Genomic DNA, 16,529 nt, shown 5'->3' on the forward strand with positions numbered 1-16,529 from the left:
CCGGAGTATGGCGTTCCACGACCTGGCAGCCGGGGCGGCCCCTGTCGGAGCGACCGCGCCGGGCTGCGAGGATGCGCCTATGAGCAGCGAGGAAGACCGCCCCCCGAAGGCCCAGGAAGACCGCCTCCTGAGCACCGAGGAAGCCGCCCCCCGGAGCACCCGGGAAGAAGCCTCCCCCGGCACCCGGGAACGAGACGCCCTGCTGGCCGAGGCGATCGGTCTGCGCGAGCGCGGCAGCCGCGAGGAGGCCCGTGACCGGCTCCTCGTCCTCTCCGCGCGCCACCCGGACGACCCCGAGATCGCCTACCAGACCGCCTGGGCCCACGACGTGCTCGGCCTGGAGGCCGAGGCGGTGCCGTACTACGAGAAGGCACTCGCCGCCGGTGCAGAGGGCCTCGGGGCCGAGGAACGCAGAGGGGTGTTCCTGGGACTCGGCAGCACCTACCGCATCCTGGGCCGCCACGAGGCGGCCGTCGCCACCCTGCGACGGGGCACGGAGGAGTACCCGGAGGACGGCTCCCTGCGCGCCTTCCTGGCCATGGCCCTGTACAACACGGGCCGCCACCACGACTCCACCCGGATCCTGCTCCGCCTCCTCGCGCAGACCAGCACGGACCCGTTCGTACGCGAGTACCGCGAGGCCATCGAGTACTACGCGGAGGACCTCGACCGCGTGGAGTGAGAGGGCGAGGGCCGGACTGCCGGGGGCGCGGCCCGTGTCAGGCCGCGCCGAGGAAGACGTACGCCGTCATCGGGGCGGTGACCGGCCCCCGGCCCAGACGGGCGGTCGTCTCCTCGACGACGACGGCGTGCTCGTCCGGTCCGCCGCCCCGCTCCTCGACGGCCGCGCGCACCGGTGACCCGGTCAGGAAGCCGATGGCGACGTCGGCCGCCGAGGCGGCCCGGCCTTCGAGCGTCAGCTCCCACTCCTCCTCGAGGGCGAAGCCGGCCGCCGCCAGGTCGTCGGCCACGACGGAGGGGTCCGCGTAGCCGTGCGGGACGCTCGGGAGGAACAGGGGCGGGTCGACGGGAAAGGCCCGTTCGAGCCCTGCCTGCACCGCGTCGTCGAAGCCGTGCGAGGCGATCGGTCCCCAGGTGTTGAACAGGAACCTGCCGCCCGGGGCCAGCACGCGGCGGACCTCGCCGAAGGCCGCGACCCGGTCGGGGAAGAACATCACGCCGAACTGGCAGACGACCAGATCGAAGCCGCCGTCGGGGAACGGCAGCCGCTGCGCGTCGGCCCGCCGCCACACCGCGCCCGGGACCCGGGCCGCCCCGAAGGCGACCATGGCCTCGTTGAGGTCGGTGGCCGTCACCCGGGCCGACGGCACCGACGCGAGGAGGCCGGCGGTCAACGCGCCCGTCCCCGCCGCCACCTCCAGGACGCGGAGGGGGCGGAGGGCCGCCGCCCGGGCGGCCAGGTCCTCGGCGAAGGGCCGGAAGAGCACCGGAACGAGGTACCGCTCGTACGCCACCGGCATGGACGCGGACCAGCGCCGGTCGGCATCGATTCCTGTCACCCTCGGGACGCTAACGCCGTCGCGGCGGACGTCCGGTGCGCCGCGCCGCCGGCGCTCCCGGACGGACGCGAGCTAGTCGTTCACCGCCGTCAGCAGCACGACCGCGTCCTCCAGGGCCGTCAGACCGTGCCGTTCCTTGGGAATCATCTGGAGTCCGCCCGTCTCCAGTTCCTCCGAGCGGCCCGAGGCCGTCAGTTCCACGCGGCCGCGCAGGACCTGGAGGCTCGCCGCGGGCGGTGCGTTGTGCTCGTCGAGGGAGGTGCCCGCCGTCAGGGCGATCACGCTCTGACGGAGCACCCCGTCGTGCACCACCAGATGCGCGCTGCGCCCGTGGGGCGCGGTGCGGGCCTTGGTCAGGTGCTCGTCGGCGAGGGCGCCCAGGTCGAGGGGGGCGGGCTGCTGCATCGTGTCTCCTGTGAGGGACGCGGACCGGTACCTCCAGCCTTCCGTGTGCCGGGCGTGGCGCAAGTCGGGGGCCCGGGCGCCGTCAGGCCCGGAAGGCGGACCGCCGCCACGAGGCCGCCAGCACGCCCAGCGCCGTGAACGACGCGGCGCCGAGGACCGTCGCCCGCCAGCCGTACGCCCCGTACAGCCAGGCCGCCGTCAGCGAGCCGAGCGCGCCGCCGCCGAACGTGGCCAGCATGAAGACCGTGTTGACCCGGGCCGCCACCTCCCGCCCCAGGCCGAGCACCCGGGCCTGGTTCGCCACCTGGCAGGCGCTCGTGCCCAGGACGACGAGACCGGCGCCCGCCGCCAGCGCCACCGGCGCGTACGGCGCCAGGCCCGCGGCGGCCAGCCCGAGCCCCACGCAGCCGAGGGCCCAGCGGCCGACCCGGCCCGTGCCGAAGCGGTCGGTGAGCGGCCCCGCGTACGCCGAGGCCAGCGCGGCAGGCACGGTCAGCAGCCCGAACAGGCCCGCCGCCCCCGGCCCGTACCCCAGCGGCGGGGCCGCCAGATGGAAGACGAGCGCGGCCCAGAAGACGCTGTACGCGGCGAACACGCACGCCCCGACGAGTGCCGAGACCCGCAGCGCCCGGTGCACGCCGAGCAGCCGGGGCAGCCCGGCGAGCATCCGCCCGTACGGCACCCGGCACGCACCCGGGACGCCGAGCCGCTCCGGCAGGGCCCGCGGCAGCACGCACAACAGGCCGGCCGTGGCCACGGCGGCCACGAGGTAGGCCGTGCGCCAGCTGCCGCTCGCGTCGGACACCGCGCCCGAGACCGTACGGGACAGGGTGGAGCCGAGCGTGAGGCCGAGGCCGATCAGGCCGACCACCCGGCCGCGCCGCTCGGCACCCGCCAGGACGGCCGCCACCGGCGTGAGGATCTGCGGCAGCACGGTCGTCGTCGACAGGGCGAGGGTCGCGAGCAGGAGCGTGAGGGCGTTCGGGGCGGCGGCCGCCACCAGCAGCGCGCCACTGGTCAGGGCGAGCAGGGTGCCGGTCAGACGGCGCAGCCGCGCGGTGTCGGCGAGCGGCACGAGCAGCAGGATGCCCAGCGCGTACCCGGCCTGCGCCGTGGTGGCGAGGAGGCCCGCCGTGCGGTCGGAGACGTCGAGGCCACGGGCGACGGCGGCGAGCAGAGGCTGTGGGAAGTAGATGTTCGCGACCGTCACGGCACCGGCGACGGCGAGCGCGAGGACGTTCACGGGAGCAGGAGCAGGAGCAGGAGCAGGAGCAGGAGCAGGAGCGGTCGCGCCGACGGCGGAGGCGGCGGGCGCCGCCGCTCGGACGGGAGTGCGGGCGCGGGAGGAGGGGAGCGTCACGTCCCTCAGGCTTCCGCCGGTCCCCCACGTGCATCAAGGTGCAACAATGCAATCGGCGTTGAGCGAGGCTAAACGATTGGAGCGGTCCCGTGCTCGAACGGCATGAACTCGAGGCGTTCCTGACCCTCGGCGACGAGCTCCACTTCGGGCGCACCGCGGAACTCCTCGGCGTCTCCACCGGCCGGATCAGCCAGACGATCAAGAAGCTGGAGCGCCGCGTCGGCACCCCGCTCTTCGTCCGCACCAGCCGCAGCGTCGGCCTCACCCCCGTCGGCGCCCGCCTCCACGAGGAACTCCGCCCCGCGCACGGGCAGATCCTCGCCGCCCTCGAACGCGCCACGGCGGCCGGCCGCGGCACGCTCGGCACCCTGCGCGTCGGCTTCGCCTCCCCCTGGGGCGGCGCCCTGCTCACCGCCGCCGCGGACGCCTTCCTCACCCTCCACCCCGGCTGCGAGATCACCCTCCGCGAGATCCCCCTCGACGTCGGCACCCGCCCGGTCGAGGAGGGCGAACTCGACCTCCAGTACGCCACCTTCCCGGTCGCCGTACCCGGCCTCGCCACCGGACCGGTCCTGATCCGCGAGGACCGGGTGCTCGTCGTCCCCTCCGGCCACCCGCTGGCCCGCCGTCCCTCCGTGGGCCTGGAGGACCTCGCGGGGCAGACGCTGGTGACCAGCGGTGCGGGCCAACCCCGGGCCTGGCACGAGGCCCACTACCCGACCCGCACCCCCTCCGGCGCACCCGTCGGGCACGGCCCCTCGGCCGCCACCTGGGAGGAGGTGCTGTCCCTGGTCGGTGCGGGCCGCGGCGTCTCCCCGGGAGCGGCCCGCGGCGCCCGCTACCACCCGCGGCCCGGCGTCGCCTACGTGCCCTTCCACGACGCCCCGCCCCTGGAGTACGGCCTCGTCTGGCCGACGGCCACGGAGTCCTCCCTGGTCAGGGCCTTCGTCGAGACGGCGGTGCGTGTCCCGGCGGGGAGCGGCACGGCGCCGGGTCTACGGTGAGGCGGTGCAGCGTGCCGAGGACCGGCTGACGCTCGCCGCGTTCACGGCCACCGCGCTCCTCGCCGGCGGCAACGCGGTCGGGGTCCGCTTCAGCAACCGCGAGCTCGACCCCCTGTGGGGCGCGGCCCTCCGCTTCGGCGCGGCCTCCGTCGTCCTCATCGGCGTCATGGCGGTGATGGGCCTGCGGCTGCCGCGCGGGAAGGCCCTCGCCGGGGCGGCCCTCTTCGGCGTCCTCGACTTCGGCGTGACGTTCGCCCTCGCGTACTACGCCCTCGTCCACGTCCACGCCGGACTCGCCCAGACGCTCCTCGCGCTGACCCCGCTCGCCACCCTCCTCCTCGCCGTCGCCCAGCGCCTCGAACGCTTCCGGCCGGCCGCCGCCGTAGGGACCCTCCTCGCCGCCGCAGGGGTCGCCGTCATCTCCCGTGCCCCGCTCAGCGGCTCGGTGCCCGTGCTGTCGTTCCTCGCGATCCTCGGCAGCATGCTCTGCTTCGCTCAGGGGGCGGTGCTGGTGCGGCGGCTGCCCGAGGTGCATCCCGTCACCATGAACGCCGTCGGCATGACCGCCGCCTCCGTCCTCCTCTTCGCGGGCTCGGCCGCCGCCGGCGACTCCTGGCGCCTCCCGGAACGGACCGCCACCTGGTGGGCGCTGGCCTACCTGGTGCTGGCCGGTTCCGTCCTCACCTTCGTGCTCTTCCTCTTCGTGCTGCACCACTGGGACGCGTCCCGCGCCGCGTACGTCTTCGTCGTCGTTCCCGTCGTCACGATCGTGCTGTCCGCCTGGCTCGACGCCGAACCCCTCACGTCCTCCCTGCTCCTGGGCACGCCGCTGATCCTGGCCGGGGTGTACGTGGGCGCTCTGTGGCGGCGGCGCCCCGCGTAGCGCTACGACCCGAGCACCGCCGCGGGCGGGGTCCAGCGCCGGGAGCGGGGGACCGTGGACGAGACCCCGAAGTCGGCCTTGAGGTGCTCGGGGATGGCGTAGTGCATGACCCGTCCCCGGGTGAGCGAGGACAGCTCGAAGACCGTGGTGAGGTGCCCGATCCGGTCGAGGGCCCAGGCGCCGAGCGGGGAGCGGTCCTCGATGGTCTCCAGGACGCCCAGGAGGTGCGGCACGGCCTTGACCACGGTGTCCCACGGGGTGCGCGGGACCTCGAGCCAGTCGGCGGAGGTCTCGCCGACGAGGAAGCGGATGAGGGCGGAGACGATCGGGTCGAAGAAGGTGCCGGGCACGACCTCCTCGTACAGGTCGATGAGCTGCCGGGTCAGCACCGCGCCCTCCTCGGACGGGCCCATGTACCGGAGCATGTACCGGTCGAGGAACGCGCGGGCCTCGGTGAGGTCCTGCGGCACGGCGTCCTGGTCGACCCCGAGGATGGCGCCGACCACCTTCCACGCGTAGTAGTAGGCCTCCGCCCCCTCGGTCGACATGTGGACACCGAGCCGGTGCAGGCTGTCGAGCACGAGGATGGAGAAGAACATCTGCCCGCCGATCATGTCCTCCTGACAGATCGGCACCCCCAGCGCGGCGGTGTCCCAGCGGTCCTCGCGGACGAGGTGGTGGCGGATCGAGGCGTGCAGCAGCCGCACCTTCTGGGCGGCGGGGATGAAACGGCCGCCGGCCTCGAACGCGTCGGGCTGCATCAGGTGCACGGTGAACTGGCCGGTCTCCGCCATCCGCTTCGACGGGTACTTCAGGCCGTGGGTCGTCGACAGCAGCTTCGCCACGTGCGGGACGAGGTAGCAGGCGGGCATCGAGGCGAAGGACAGCGCCGTGGTGATGTGCACGTCGTTGTCGATGAAGAACAGCCGGGCCTTCTCCATCTCCTCCCAGTCCACCCACGCCGGAGCCGCGCTCGTGACGTGCAGGTACTCGCGCGCCACCTCGGGCAGCCCGTCCGGCAGCGGAGCGCCCGCGACGGAGACGTACCGCATCAGGGTGTTGAACTTGCCCACCTCTCCGCGTTCGAAGAGCGTGGCGACGGTGGCGTCGGCGAGTTCGTCGCCGGCCCGGCGCAGGGCGTCGTGGGACGCGTCGGTGGAAGGCATACGGGGGCTCCTTCGGGCTCGGGGAGGTGGTGGGGGAGGGCGGGCGCGGCGGTCAGGACGGCCGGATCGCGGCCGAGTGGGCGAGCGCGGTCAGCGCGGCGGCGCTCGCCGGGGGCACGTCGAGGCCGTCGAGTGCGCCCAGCGCCTCCTCGACCCGCGCGGCGATCATCTCCTCGACCCGGTCGGGCGCCTTCAGCCGGAGCATCAGCGCACGGACCTCGTCCAGGGCGCCGTGCTCCGTCCCCGCGTTCCCGCCCGGACCGTCCCGCCCCAGGAGGGCGCGCAGCCGGTCGCGCTCGCCCGGACCGGCGAGCCGCCAGGTCTCCGCGAGGAGCGCCGTGGGACGGTGGCCGCGCAGGTCGTCGCCGTTGGCCTTGCCGGTGCGCTCGGGGTCGCCGAACAGCCCGAGCAGGTCGTCCCGCAGCTGGAACGCCTCGCCCAGCGGCAGCCCGTACGCCGCGTACCCCTCTCCCAGCGGCCGCCCGGCCCCGGCGAGGGCGCCGCCGATCAGCAGGGGCTGCTCCACGGTGTACTTGGCCGTCTTGTAGCGGATCACCTTCAGCGAGGCCTCCGTGTCCGGGACGGCACCCGTGTGCAGGATCTCCAGGCACTCGCCCGCGACCAGCTCCCGCGCGAGCAGCGCCCACAGCGGGCGGGCCCGGCCGAGGTAGGCGGCGGGCAGGCCGCTGGTCACGAACAACTGTCCGGCCAGCGACATCAGCAGATCGCCCAGCAGCATCGCGAGCGACCGGGCGGCGCCGTCGGCCCCCGGATGGTGCGGCACGGCGGCGCGCAACGCCAGGTGCGCGGTGGGCCGGCCGTGCCGCAGCGGGCTGTCGTCGACGAGGTCGTCGTGCACGACGGCCGCCGCGTGGACCAGCTCCAGGGCGGCCGCCGCCCGCACGAGGGCCTCGCTGTCCGGCTGCCCGGCGCCGCGCCAGCCCCAGTAGCAGAACGCCGCCCGCAGCCGCTTGCCCGCCGCGACCGCCGTCTCCAGCTCGACGGCCACCGGTTCCAGGGCGGGGTCGACCTCCGCCAGAAGATCGGCCTCCTGGGCGACGAACCGGTGCAGCGCCGTGTCGACCCGGGCCTTGAACCCGGCCGGGTCCCAGGCCTCAGACATCGTCGGTGCCCCGGCGAGCCACCACGTGCCGGGCGAGCACCTCCAGATGGGGCGGCGGCGCGGCGGCGTACCGGTCCAGGGCGAGGCGCCCGCGCGCCATCAGGTCCCGCTCGGCGTCCGAGGCCAGCTCCGCCGTGTCCGAACGGCGCAGCAGCCCCCGGAACGTGCCGAGCGCCGACCCCAGCGTGCCGATCGCCAGATCGGCGAGTCCCGCCACGAGCAACAGGGCCTGGTCGTCCAGGCCTTCGCGGTGCCCCGCGTCCCCCGTCATGTCGTCCTCCCACCGTCGGAACCGTCCGTCCCAGCGTGGCGCGGTGTGGCAGAGGGAGAACGCCGGAACTCACGAACGAGTGAAGCGCTTTCCGGTCGTCGTCCGGGGCGTCATCCGGCCGTCAGCGCACCGGTGAGGTGGGCGTACGCGACCTGCGCGTGCAGCCGGACCCCGGTCACCAGGGTGGCGTCGTCGGCGTAGAAGCGCGGGTTGTGGTTGGTGACGAGGCCGCGGCCGTCCGGCTCGGGGACCGGGCGCCCGTCGGCGTCGAGGGTCGCGTCCTGGACGCCGAGCATCACGTACAGGCCGCCGAAGCGGTTCACGAACTCGGAGACGTCGTCGTAGCCCAGGGTCGCGCCGGTCTCCACGACCCGCTCCGCACCGACGACGCGCCGCAGCGTCGGCAGGCCGGCGGCCACCCACGCGGCGGTGTTGTGCACCGGCGGCACCGCCTGGAGGTAGTCCACGGCCGCGGTGGCGCCGTACGCCGCCGCCGTGTGCTCGGCGAGCGTCGTCAGCCGCCGCTGGACCTCCGCCATGTCGGACTCCACCGCGCAGCGGACCGTCCCCCACAGGGTGACGGTCTGGCCGATGATGTTGAAGCGGCCGACGTCCTCGACGTGCCCGATCGTCACGGTGACCGGGTCGAAGGCGGAGACCTGGCGGTAGATCTGCCCGATGCCGGTCATGATGCCGCCGGCCGCCGGCATCGGGTCGACACCCTGCCACGGCGTCGAGCCGTGCACCTGCTCGCCGGTCACGACGATCCGCACGAGCGTGGACGCCGCGTACTGGTTGCCGACGCGGTAGCCCACGTACCCCTTGGGATACGGCGTGACGTGCATCCCGAACACCATCGAAGGCACCGGATCGGTGAACGCGCCCGCCGCCAGCATCGCCCGCGCCCCGCCCTCCTCGGTGACCGGCGGCCCCTCCTCGGCGGGCTGGAAGACGAACAGCACGGTCCCGGGGAGCCGTTCGCGCACCCCGGCGAGGACGGTCGCCGCGCCCATCAGCATCGCGGTGTGGCAGTCGTGCCCGCAGGCGTGCGAGACGGGGAACGGGCCGCCGGGGTAGTCCGCGTCGACGGCCTCGGAGGCGAAGTCGGTGCCGCACAGGTCCTTCACGGGCAGGGCGTCGATGTCGGCCCTCAGTGCCACCGTGCGCGGGCCCGGCAGGCCGCCCCGCAGCACGCCCACCACCCCGTGCCCGGCGATGCCGGTGCGGACCTCGTCCAGACCGAGCCCGCGCAGGTGGTCCGCGACGAGACGGGCGGTCTCGACCTCGCGGTTGGACAGCTCCGGATGCCGGTGCAGATGACGGCGCCAGGCGATCACCTGGGGCGCCGTCCTCTCCGCGCTCCGGTCCAGCTCTTCGAGGATCCGGTCGGCCCGGTCGGCCCGGTCGGCCCGGTCGGTTCCTTCGGTCCCGGCGTTCCCGTCGAGGTGCGGTTCCGTGCTCACAGGGCCTCCGTCTCGCCATGACTGAGGGTGGGGACGTGCGCCACCAGACTGCCACGCGACCGGGCCCGGTGCGCCCGGACCCGGTCGTGCGGGGGCGGCCCCGGAGAGTCCGGTCAGGCCGACGGGAAGCCGGGGGCGCCCCGCTCGATGATCGCCGCCGTGTCCAGGCCCGGCGGCAGGGTGCCGAAGGCGATGCCCCAGTCACCGTCCAGGCGGGAGGCGCAGAAGGCGTCGGCGACGGCCGGGTGCCCGTGCCGGACGAGGAGCGAGCCCTGGAGGACGAGGGCGAGGTGCTCGACGATCCGGCGGGCGCGGTACTGGAGGGCGTCCAGGTCGCCGAGGCCCGCGAGGTCCTTGCGGAGGCGGGCCGTCGCCGCGTCCAGGCGCCGGTCGGTGCCCGCCGCGCGGTCGACCTCCGCGAAGAAGGCCTCCACCGCCTCGGGCTGACGGGCCATCGCGCGCAGCACGTCCAGCGCGGCCACGTTGCCCGAGCCCTCCCAGATGGAGGGGAGCGGCGACTCGCGGTAGAGGCGGGGGAGCCCCGAGTCCTCGACGTAGCCGTTGCCGCCCAGGCACTCCAGGGCCTCGGCCGCGTGGGCGGGGGCGCGCTTGCACACCCAGTACTTCGTGACCGCGAGACCGAGGCGGCGCAGCTGCTCCTCCTCGGCGTCCCCGGCCGTCGCCCGGTCCACCGCGCCCGCGAGGCGCATCGCGGCGACCGTCGCGGCCTCGGCCTCGACCGCCAGGTCCGCGAGGACGTTGGTCATCAGCGGCTGGTCGACGAGGCGGGCGCCGAACGCGCTGCGGTGCGTCGCGTGGTGCACGGCCTGGACGAGCCCCTGCCGCATCCCGGAGGCCGAGCTGACGGCGCAGTCGAGCCGGGTCATGTTCACCATCCGGATGATGGTGGCGACCCCGCGGCCCTCCTCGCCGACGAGGTGCCCGAGCGCGCCCTCGTACTCGATCTCGCTGGAGGCGTTGGAGCGGTTGCCCAGCTTGTCCTTGAGCCGCTGGAAGCGGATGGCGTTGCGCGAGCCGTCCGGCAGCACCCTCGGCACCAGGAAGCAGGACAGCCCGCCCGGGGCCTGCGCGAGGGTCAGGAAGACGTCCGACATCGGCGCCGACGTGAACCACTTGTGCCCGGTCAGCGCGTACGTCCCGGCCTCGCCCGTCGGCACCGCCCGGGTGGTGTTGGCGCGGACGTCCGAACCGCCCTGCTTCTCGGTCATCGACATCCCGGCGATGATCCCGCGCTTGTCCGTCGGGACCCGCAGCCCGAAGTCGTACGAGGGGGAGGTGAGCAGCGGCTCGTAGACCGCGGCGAGCTCCGGCTCGGCCCGCAGCGCGGGCACCGCGGCGTACGTCATCGAGATCGGACACAGGTGGCCCGGGTCGGCCTGACCCCACACGAACACCTTCGCGGCGCGGGCGACGTGCGCGCCCGCTCGGCCGTCGGCCCAGGGCGCGCCGTGCAGGCCGTGCTGCACGGCCACGTTCATCAGCTCGTGCCAGTACGGGTGGAACTCGACCTCGTCGATCCGGTGGCCGTACCGGTCGTGGGTGTGCAGCACCGGCGAGTGCCGCTCGGCGAGCCGCCCCCACTCCTGCGCCTGCTGCCCGCCCGCCATCACGCCCAGCTCCCGGACGTCGGTCTCCGCCCACTCGGCGCCCTCGCGCCGCAGTGCCTCCAGGAGCGCGGAGTCGGCCGAGACGTCGTGACCGGTCAGCGGCGGGACTTGGTTGGTGACCTCATGCGTGGTGGGCATCGGGAACTCCCAGAGCTCGGAGGGTGAAGGTGACCAGGGCGGGTACGGTGCCGGGCCCCACGGCCTCCCCGCCCGTCTCCCCGGCGGACGGGCCGGTCAGGGGGCCGATGAGGGCCTCGGCTCCCGCGCCCACGAGCGCGGAGGCGGTCAGCCGGGGGTCCTGGGGCGGGAGTTCGCCGCTCTCGACGCCGGTGGTGACGAGCGCGGCGAAGACGTCGCGGAACGCGCGCCGGAAGACGAGGCGCTCGGCGTCGACCGCCGGGTCGACCGGCTCGGCGAGCAGCGCGTAGGCGAGCCGGGGCGCCTTCAGGGCCCGGGTCGCGAAGGTCTCTATGACGGCCACCACGCGGTCGGCGGAGCCCCGGTGCGCGCCCAGGGCGGCGGCCTCGGAGACGGCGGCGACCTCGCGCCCGACGACCGTGCGGAAGAGCTCGACGGAGAGCTCGGCCTTGCTGGGGAAGTGGCGGTACACACTGCCGGTGGCGATCCCCGCCCGCGCGGCCACGGCGGCCATCGTGCAGCCGGCGTAGCCGTGCTCGGCGAGCAGCCCGAGGCCCGCCTCGACGAGGGTGGTGCGCTGGGCGTCGAGGCGGGCCTGGACCGCCGGCGTGCGTCGGTAGGGCATGGAAGGAGTGAAGCAGTGATTCAGTCCTTCAGCAAGGATCCGCTCAGGGCTGCGTCAGATCGCGCAGCGCGAAGTCCTCGAAGCCCGCGTCCCGTGCCCCTTCGGACCCGTCGAGCGCGTTGAGGGCGGCGACCAGCTTGCGCTCCTCGTACGTGAAGTGGGACTCCACCAGGGCGACCAGGCCGTCCAGCTCGCCGCTGATCCGTCGCACCTCGGCCGGGTCCGGCTCGGGGCCCGCGCCGAGCCCGTCGACCAGCTTCCGGACGGCCCGGAGGAGCTCGGTCACCTGCTCGTGGTCCCGGGAGAGCTCGTCGAGGACGGGCCGCAGCTCGGGGTGGCGCCGGGCGAGGGTGGGGAAGACGCCCTCGTCCTCGGCGGTGTGGTGACGGGTGAGGGCGGAGCAGAAGGCGAGGCAGTGGGCGCGCAGTTCGCGCGGGCGCTCCCCGCCGGAGGTGAGATGGGCGGCCACGTCCGCACGCAGGCGGGCCAGTTCCTCGCGGAGATAGAGGTGGACGTCGACGAGTTGGTTGCCGAACGCCGTGAGGCGGTCGGAGGGTTCAGGACGGAGGGGCATGCCCGCAGGGTAGGCAGGCGGGCATGCCCCTCGGTGGCCGATCGGCTGCATCGGCCGGTCCGGCCGGTCCGGCCAGTCCGGCCGTTCCGGCAGCCGTGGCGGCGTCGGCCGTCCGGGTCGCCCCGCGCGCCCCGGCGGCCTCAGCCCGTGAAGACCTCCACCAGCGACCAGATCGCGAGCGCGGCCATGCACACGCCGCCGATCCGCTGCACGGTCTTGAGCGGGACGCGCTTCGCGATGAAGCGGCCCGCGACGAGCGCGAGGGCCGACACGCTCATCAGGGCGGCGGCGGAGCCGATCGCGGTCGACCAGGTGCCGTTGGTGGCGGCGAGGTTGGCCGTGGTGATCTGGGTCAGGTCGCCCCACTCGCTGATGAAGACGGCCATGAAGGCGGTCGAGTAGACGGGCCAGAAACCGGTCACGGTCTTGCCGCCGGCGTCGCCCTCCTCCTCGTCGTCCCCGGCGCGCAGCAGCATGAAGGCGCCGAAGCCGAACATCAGGGCGGAGACGAGTTTGACGCTCCAGCCGGGCAGGAGCCCGAGCAGGCTGCCGGCGCCCACGGCGATGGCCACATGGACGATGAACGCGGTCGAGGTGCCGAACCACACGTACAGCGGACGCATGCGCGTGCCCATGGCGAGGGACGCGAACATCGTCTTGTCGGGAAGCTCGGCGAGGAAGATCAGCCCGAAGGCGGTGATGATCGCCAAGGGGTCGAGGTGCATACCGGGAGCTCTCTGCTCGGACCGGGCCCGGGCCCGACACGGCGCCTGGATGGGCGACGGGAGGACCACTCGGCCCGGCATGACGAACCACGCCCACAGATGCGGACGTGGCGTTGATGCCTGGCCGAAGGTCTCGCCCGTCCGTGCTTCCGCACGGACCCGGTCACCGGGAACCCGGGGGTTCCAGTGTGTCGACGACCGGTTCGCAGGGCTACTCCCCTTCGCTGCCCATCAGTGTAACGGACGGTCCAGTGCGGGCTTCCTGGTGCCGACGCTCTTCTTGCCGCCCCCTCCCGCCCACGGCCACCCCCGCGCGGTAGACACTGTCTACGAAAGGTGTAGACAGTGTCTACGAAGATCGGATAGACAGGGATCATGTCCGCAGACCCCATTCCGCCCCCGCCTTCCGACCCGACGCCCTCCACCCCCTCGCCCTCCACCCCCGCCCTCACCCCCACGCCCCCCGCACCCACGCCTGAGCCCGAGACCGGTCTGCGCGACCGGCTCGTCCGGGCCGGAGTCGAGCTCGTCGACACCGAGGGCGTCCAGGCCCTGTCGCTGCGCGAGATCGCCCGCCGGGCCGGGGTCTCGCACGGTGCGCCCCGCCGCCACTTCCCGACCCATCTCGACCTGCTCTCGGCGATCGCCCGGGAGGGGTTCCGCGAACTCGGCGCACGCGTGGCGCGGGCCGACGAGCGCGAAGGGGAGGCCCGGGCACGGATCGAGGCCCTCGCGCGCACCTACCTCGACTTCGCACGGACCCGCGGCGGGATGTACGAGCTGATGTTCCGCCACGACCTGCTGGAGAGCGGCCGCCTCGGGCTGCGCGACACGAGCCTCCCGCTCTTCGCCCGCTTCGGCGCCCTGGTCGCCGAGGCCCGCCCGGACGCCGCCCCCGCCACCGCCGCGGGCGCGCTCTGGGCCAACCTGCACGGCATCGCCCAGCTCTGGCGCTGGGGCAGCCTGCGCCTCGCGACGGGCGCGGACGACGTGGAGCCGCTGCTCGCCGCCGCGCTCCGGGCGCACCTGGGCCCCGCGGGGGAGACCCGATGAGCACCGGCTCCGCCGTCGCCGCCCGGCCCGCCGCGGCGGCCCGGCACCGTGCCCTCGCCCTCACCTGCAGTGTCGTCGGCGCCGCCGTCGTCGCCCTCGACGGGACCGTGCTGACCGTCGCCCAGCCCGTCCTCCAGCGCGACCTCGGCGCCGGTCTCGGGCAGGTGCAGTGGACCAGCACCGGCTACCTCGTGGCCGTCGCCGGTCTGCTGGTGTTCGCCGGACGGCTCGGCGACCGGTACGGGCACCGCCGGGTCTTCGCGGCCGGCTGCCTCGGCTTCGCCGCGGCCTCCGCCGGGATCGCCGCCGCCCCCGGGATCGGCACCGTGATCGCCCTGCGGGTCGCGCAGGGCGTCGCCGGCGCCCTGCTGCAGCCCGCCACGCTCGGCATGCTGCGCGCCGCCTACCCGCCCGAACGCCTCGGGATGCCCGTCGCCCTGCGCACCAGCGCCATCGGCCTCGCCGCCGCGGCCGGACCGCTCGTCGGCGGCGCGCTCGTCGGGGCCTACGGCTGGCGCGCGGTCTTCCTGATCGGCGTGGTCCCCACGGCGGCGCTCGCCCTCCTCTGCCTGGTCGTGCCCGAACCGCGCCCCGCCCGGCCGACCGCGGACACCCGCGGCCTGGGCGCCCTCGACCTTCCCGGCGCCTGCCTGCTCGGGCTCGCCCTCGCCTGCCTCGTCCACGGCCTGGTCACCGGGACCCCCCTCGCCCTCGCCGCCGCCGCGCTCGCCGCCCTCCTCCTCGTACGGCACGAACGGCGGGCCCCGCACCCCCTGCTGCCGCCCGGGCTGCTGCGGACGGGGCCGGTCGCCGCCGGGCTCGGGGCGCTGCTCGCCGTGTCCGCCGCGCTCTCCGGCACCCTCTTCGCGGCCACCTACCTCTTCCAGGACGCCCTCGGCCTCACGCCGATGGAGACCGCGCTGCGGATGGCCCCGCTCGCCGTGGCCATGGTGCTGGGGGCGCCGGTCAGCGCCCTGCTCCAGCGGCGCCTCGGCGCCCGGGTCACAGCCACCGGGGGAGCCCTCCTGACCGCGCTCGGCGTGTTCCTCCTCGGCCGGCCGGAGGTCACGGACTCGGGGCCGGTGACGGGCGCCTGCGCCGCGCTGCTCGGGGCCGGGTTCGGTGCCGTGATGGTGACCGCGACCTCCGTCGTCGTGCACCGGGCGCCGCCCGAGCACGCCGGGGTCGCCGGCGGACTCCAGCAGACCGCCATGAACACGGGCCCCGTCCTCGGCGTCACCCTGGCCTCCCTGCTGCCCGCCCCCGGACACGCCCTGCCCGCGCTCGCCGCCGTCGCCGTCCTCGCCGCGCCGGCAGCGCTCGCCCTGCCGGGACCGCGCCGGGACGCTGACACGCCACCGGCGTCGTAACGCCCGGGTCCGCCCCGTCCCGTACGTACGATCAGGAAATGCCCACAGGTGGTCACCGTCTCGCCAGGTCCAAAGGGACGCGTACCCAGTTCACCATCGGTCTCGCGCTGCCCCTGCTGGCCCTCGCAGTCGTGGTGGTCGTCGATCTCGCCACCTCGCAGGGACAGCACTTCGACCGGCTCCTCGTCATCGGTCCCGCGCTCGCCGCCGTCACCTGGAACACGCGCGGCACCGTCGCCATCGGGGTGCTGGCGATGGTGCTGCGGCTGGCCCTCGCGATGGCGCAGGGGGATCCCGCGCAGGACATCCTCGCCGCCGAGGCCGTCCTGGCCGCCGTCATCGGCGCCGCCGTCTGGGTCAGCCGGGTGCGCACCCGCTACGAACAGGACATGCGGGAGGTGCTGGCCGTCGCCGAGGTCGTCCAGCGGGTGCTGCTGCGCCCGCTGGCGCCCCGTCTCGGCCGCGTCGAACTGCACCTGCTGTACCTCGCCGCCGCCGCGAAGGCCCGTATCGGCGGCGACTTCTACGAGGCCGTACGGATCCCCGGCGCCGTCCGTGTCCTGCTCGGCGACGTCCAGGGCAAGGGCCTGGGCGCCGTGGAGAGTGCCTCCGTGCTGCTCGGCGCCTACCGCTCGGCCGTCACCGACGCGCCCGACCTCCCCGCGCTCGCCGACCGTCTCGAAGAGGGCCTGGCGCGGTACGGGGCCTGGGACCCCGACGCCGACTCCGCCGAGCGCTTCGCCACCGTCCTCCTCCTCGAACTCCCCGACGGCGAGGACGTCGTACGCCTCCTGAGCTGCGGCCACCCGGCCCCGCTCCTCCAACACGACGGGCAGGTGCGCCCCGTCGTCCTCTCGGACCCGTCCCTGCCGGTCAACCTTTCCGGTCTGTTCGCCTCCCGGCACCGGGTGGAGGAGGTGCCGTTCGGCCCGGGGGACCGGCTGCTGCTCTTCACCGACGGCGTCAGCGAGACCCGGGACCGGGAGGGCGTCTTCTACCCGCTGGAGGAGCGGCTCGGCCGCTGGGCGGACCAGCCGGACGCCCGGGTGCTGCCGCTGCTCCAGGAGGACCTCGCCCGCTATTCCGTGGACGGCCTCGACGACGACGTGGCCGCGCTGCTCGTCGTACGCCCGCCGGAGCCGGCCGTCGAGGCCGCCGCCCCCGCTCGGCGCTGACGGCCGGGCACCGTTTCAAACGTGCGAAACCGGGCGGCCGGTGTCG

At 74.8% G+C, this 16,529-nt stretch carries 17 protein-coding genes; 6 read left to right on the forward strand and 11 right to left on the reverse strand.

Annotated features, from left to right (window positions below):
• The first annotated feature begins 79 nt into the window (after positions 1–79).
• Positions 80–682, forward strand: a complete 603-nt coding sequence (locus OG309_RS35275) for a tetratricopeptide repeat protein (RefSeq protein WP_329427272.1) — start codon at positions 80–82, stop codon at positions 680–682.
• A gap of 37 nt (positions 683–719) precedes the next feature.
• Here OG309_RS35275 and OG309_RS35280 read toward each other — a convergent pair whose 3' ends face one another.
• The 3 genes from OG309_RS35280 to OG309_RS35290 form a co-directional block, all read right to left on the reverse strand.
• Positions 720–1,481 (reverse strand): class I SAM-dependent methyltransferase, encoded by a 762-nt coding sequence (locus OG309_RS35280; protein WP_329428716.1) that lies wholly within the window; start codon positions 1,479–1,481, stop codon positions 720–722.
• A gap of 111 nt (positions 1,482–1,592) precedes the next feature.
• The gene (locus tag OG309_RS35285) at positions 1,593–1,925 is read right to left on the reverse strand and encodes a cupin (RefSeq protein ID WP_329427274.1); all 333 of its coding nucleotides are present in this window, start codon (positions 1,923–1,925) and stop codon (positions 1,593–1,595) included.
• Positions 1,926–2,007: 82 nt separating this feature from the next.
• Positions 2,008–3,285, reverse strand: a complete 1,278-nt coding sequence (locus tag OG309_RS35290) for an MFS transporter (RefSeq protein ID WP_329427276.1) — start codon at positions 3,283–3,285, stop codon at positions 2,008–2,010.
• A gap of 89 nt (positions 3,286–3,374) precedes the next feature.
• Here OG309_RS35290 and OG309_RS35295 point away from each other — a divergent pair, with 89 nt between their 5' ends.
• Both OG309_RS35295 and OG309_RS35300 read left to right on the forward strand, forming a co-directional pair.
• Positions 3,375–4,289, forward strand: coding sequence for a LysR family transcriptional regulator (locus OG309_RS35295; protein WP_329427278.1), 915 nt, complete (start codon positions 3,375–3,377; stop codon positions 4,287–4,289).
• Positions 4,290–4,293: 4 nt separating this feature from the next.
• Positions 4,294–5,172: a DMT family transporter gene (locus tag OG309_RS35300; RefSeq protein WP_329427279.1), complete on the forward strand. Its 879-nt coding sequence runs from the start codon at positions 4,294–4,296 to the stop codon at positions 5,170–5,172.
• A gap of 2 nt (positions 5,173–5,174) precedes the next feature.
• Here the strand turns inward: OG309_RS35300 and OG309_RS35305 are convergent, their stop codons facing one another.
• The 8 genes from OG309_RS35305 to OG309_RS35340 all read right to left on the reverse strand — a co-directional run bounded on the left by OG309_RS35305 (position 5,175) and on the right by OG309_RS35340 (position 12,885).
• Positions 5,175–6,338 (reverse strand): oxygenase MpaB family protein, encoded by a 1,164-nt coding sequence (locus OG309_RS35305; protein WP_329427281.1) that lies wholly within the window; start codon positions 6,336–6,338, stop codon positions 5,175–5,177.
• Positions 6,339–6,390: 52 nt separating this feature from the next.
• A complete protein-coding gene (locus OG309_RS35310; protein WP_329427283.1) occupies positions 6,391–7,461 on the reverse strand; it encodes a polyprenyl synthetase family protein in 1,071 nt (356 codons plus the stop codon).
• Positions 7,454–7,732 (reverse strand): polyprenyl synthetase, encoded by a 279-nt coding sequence (locus OG309_RS35315; protein ID WP_329427284.1) that lies wholly within the window; start codon positions 7,730–7,732, stop codon positions 7,454–7,456. Before OG309_RS35315 ends, OG309_RS35310 begins: the two co-directional genes overlap by 8 nt.
• A gap of 110 nt (positions 7,733–7,842) precedes the next feature.
• Positions 7,843–9,195 (reverse strand): M20 metallopeptidase family protein, encoded by a 1,353-nt coding sequence (locus tag OG309_RS35320; RefSeq protein WP_329427286.1) that lies wholly within the window; start codon positions 9,193–9,195, stop codon positions 7,843–7,845.
• A gap of 113 nt (positions 9,196–9,308) precedes the next feature.
• Positions 9,309–10,961: an acyl-CoA dehydrogenase family protein gene (locus tag OG309_RS35325; RefSeq protein ID WP_329427288.1), complete on the reverse strand. Its 1,653-nt coding sequence runs from the start codon at positions 10,959–10,961 to the stop codon at positions 9,309–9,311.
• A complete protein-coding gene (locus OG309_RS35330) occupies positions 10,945–11,586 on the reverse strand; it encodes a TetR/AcrR family transcriptional regulator (RefSeq protein WP_329427289.1) in 642 nt (213 codons plus the stop codon). The genes OG309_RS35325 and OG309_RS35330 overlap by 17 nt, the downstream gene beginning before the upstream one ends.
• 43 nt (positions 11,587–11,629) lie before the next feature.
• Positions 11,630–12,160 (reverse strand): hemerythrin domain-containing protein, encoded by a 531-nt coding sequence (locus OG309_RS35335; protein WP_329427291.1) that lies wholly within the window; start codon positions 12,158–12,160, stop codon positions 11,630–11,632.
• Positions 12,161–12,300: 140 nt separating this feature from the next.
• Positions 12,301–12,885, reverse strand: a complete 585-nt coding sequence (locus OG309_RS35340; RefSeq protein WP_329427293.1) for a TMEM165/GDT1 family protein — start codon at positions 12,883–12,885, stop codon at positions 12,301–12,303.
• A 375-nt stretch (positions 12,886–13,260) separates the two neighbouring features.
• Between OG309_RS35340 and OG309_RS35345 the strand changes: the two genes are divergently transcribed.
• Genes OG309_RS35345 through OG309_RS35355 form a run of 3 tightly spaced genes read left to right on the forward strand, consistent with a single transcriptional unit; the run spans position 13,261 to position 16,483 of the window.
• Entirely contained in the window at positions 13,261–13,938 is a 678-nt protein-coding gene (locus tag OG309_RS35345) for a TetR/AcrR family transcriptional regulator (protein ID WP_329427294.1), read from the forward strand.
• A complete protein-coding gene (locus tag OG309_RS35350; RefSeq protein WP_329427296.1) occupies positions 13,935–15,308 on the forward strand; it encodes an MFS transporter in 1,374 nt (457 codons plus the stop codon). The genes OG309_RS35345 and OG309_RS35350 overlap by 4 nt, the downstream gene beginning before the upstream one ends.
• A gap of 38 nt (positions 15,309–15,346) precedes the next feature.
• Positions 15,347–16,483 (forward strand): PP2C family protein-serine/threonine phosphatase, encoded by a 1,137-nt coding sequence (locus tag OG309_RS35355; RefSeq protein ID WP_329427298.1) that lies wholly within the window; start codon positions 15,347–15,349, stop codon positions 16,481–16,483.
• Positions 16,484–16,529 lie beyond the last annotated feature (46 nt).

The sequence above is a fragment of the Streptomyces sp. NBC_01268 genome (assembly GCF_036240795.1).
Taxonomy (GTDB): domain Bacteria; phylum Actinomycetota; class Actinomycetes; order Streptomycetales; family Streptomycetaceae; genus Streptomyces.

Bases quoted from the DNA above. Each gene is read 5' to 3' on its own strand.
- OG309_RS35285 (WP_329427274.1), bottom strand. From the start codon at position 1,925: ATGCAGCAGCCCGCCCCCCTCGACCTGGGCGCCCTCGCCGACGAGCAC.
- OG309_RS35345 (WP_329427294.1), top strand. From the start codon at position 13,261: ATGTCCGCAGACCCCATTCCGCCCCCGCCTTCCGACCCGACGCCCTCC.
- OG309_RS35355 (WP_329427298.1), top strand. From the start codon at position 15,347: ATGCCCACAGGTGGTCACCGTCTCGCCAGGTCCAAAGGGACGCGTACC.
- OG309_RS35280 (WP_329428716.1), bottom strand. From the start codon at position 1,481: ATGCCGGTGGCGTACGAGCGGTACCTCGTTCCGGTGCTCTTCCGGCCC.
- OG309_RS35325 (WP_329427288.1), bottom strand. From the start codon at position 10,961: ATGCCCACCACGCATGAGGTCACCAACCAAGTCCCGCCGCTGACCGGT.
- OG309_RS35315 (WP_329427284.1), bottom strand. From the start codon at position 7,732: ATGACGGGGGACGCGGGGCACCGCGAAGGCCTGGACGACCAGGCCCTG.
- OG309_RS35310 (WP_329427283.1), bottom strand. From the start codon at position 7,461: ATGTCTGAGGCCTGGGACCCGGCCGGGTTCAAGGCCCGGGTCGACACG.
- OG309_RS35335 (WP_329427291.1), bottom strand. From the start codon at position 12,160: ATGCCCCTCCGTCCTGAACCCTCCGACCGCCTCACGGCGTTCGGCAAC.
- OG309_RS35275 (WP_329427272.1), top strand. From the start codon at position 80: ATGAGCAGCGAGGAAGACCGCCCCCCGAAGGCCCAGGAAGACCGCCTC.
- OG309_RS35350 (WP_329427296.1), top strand. From the start codon at position 13,935: ATGAGCACCGGCTCCGCCGTCGCCGCCCGGCCCGCCGCGGCGGCCCGG.
- OG309_RS35305 (WP_329427281.1), bottom strand. From the start codon at position 6,338: ATGCCTTCCACCGACGCGTCCCACGACGCCCTGCGCCGGGCCGGCGAC.
- OG309_RS35330 (WP_329427289.1), bottom strand. From the start codon at position 11,586: ATGCCCTACCGACGCACGCCGGCGGTCCAGGCCCGCCTCGACGCCCAG.
- OG309_RS35340 (WP_329427293.1), bottom strand. From the start codon at position 12,885: ATGCACCTCGACCCCTTGGCGATCATCACCGCCTTCGGGCTGATCTTC.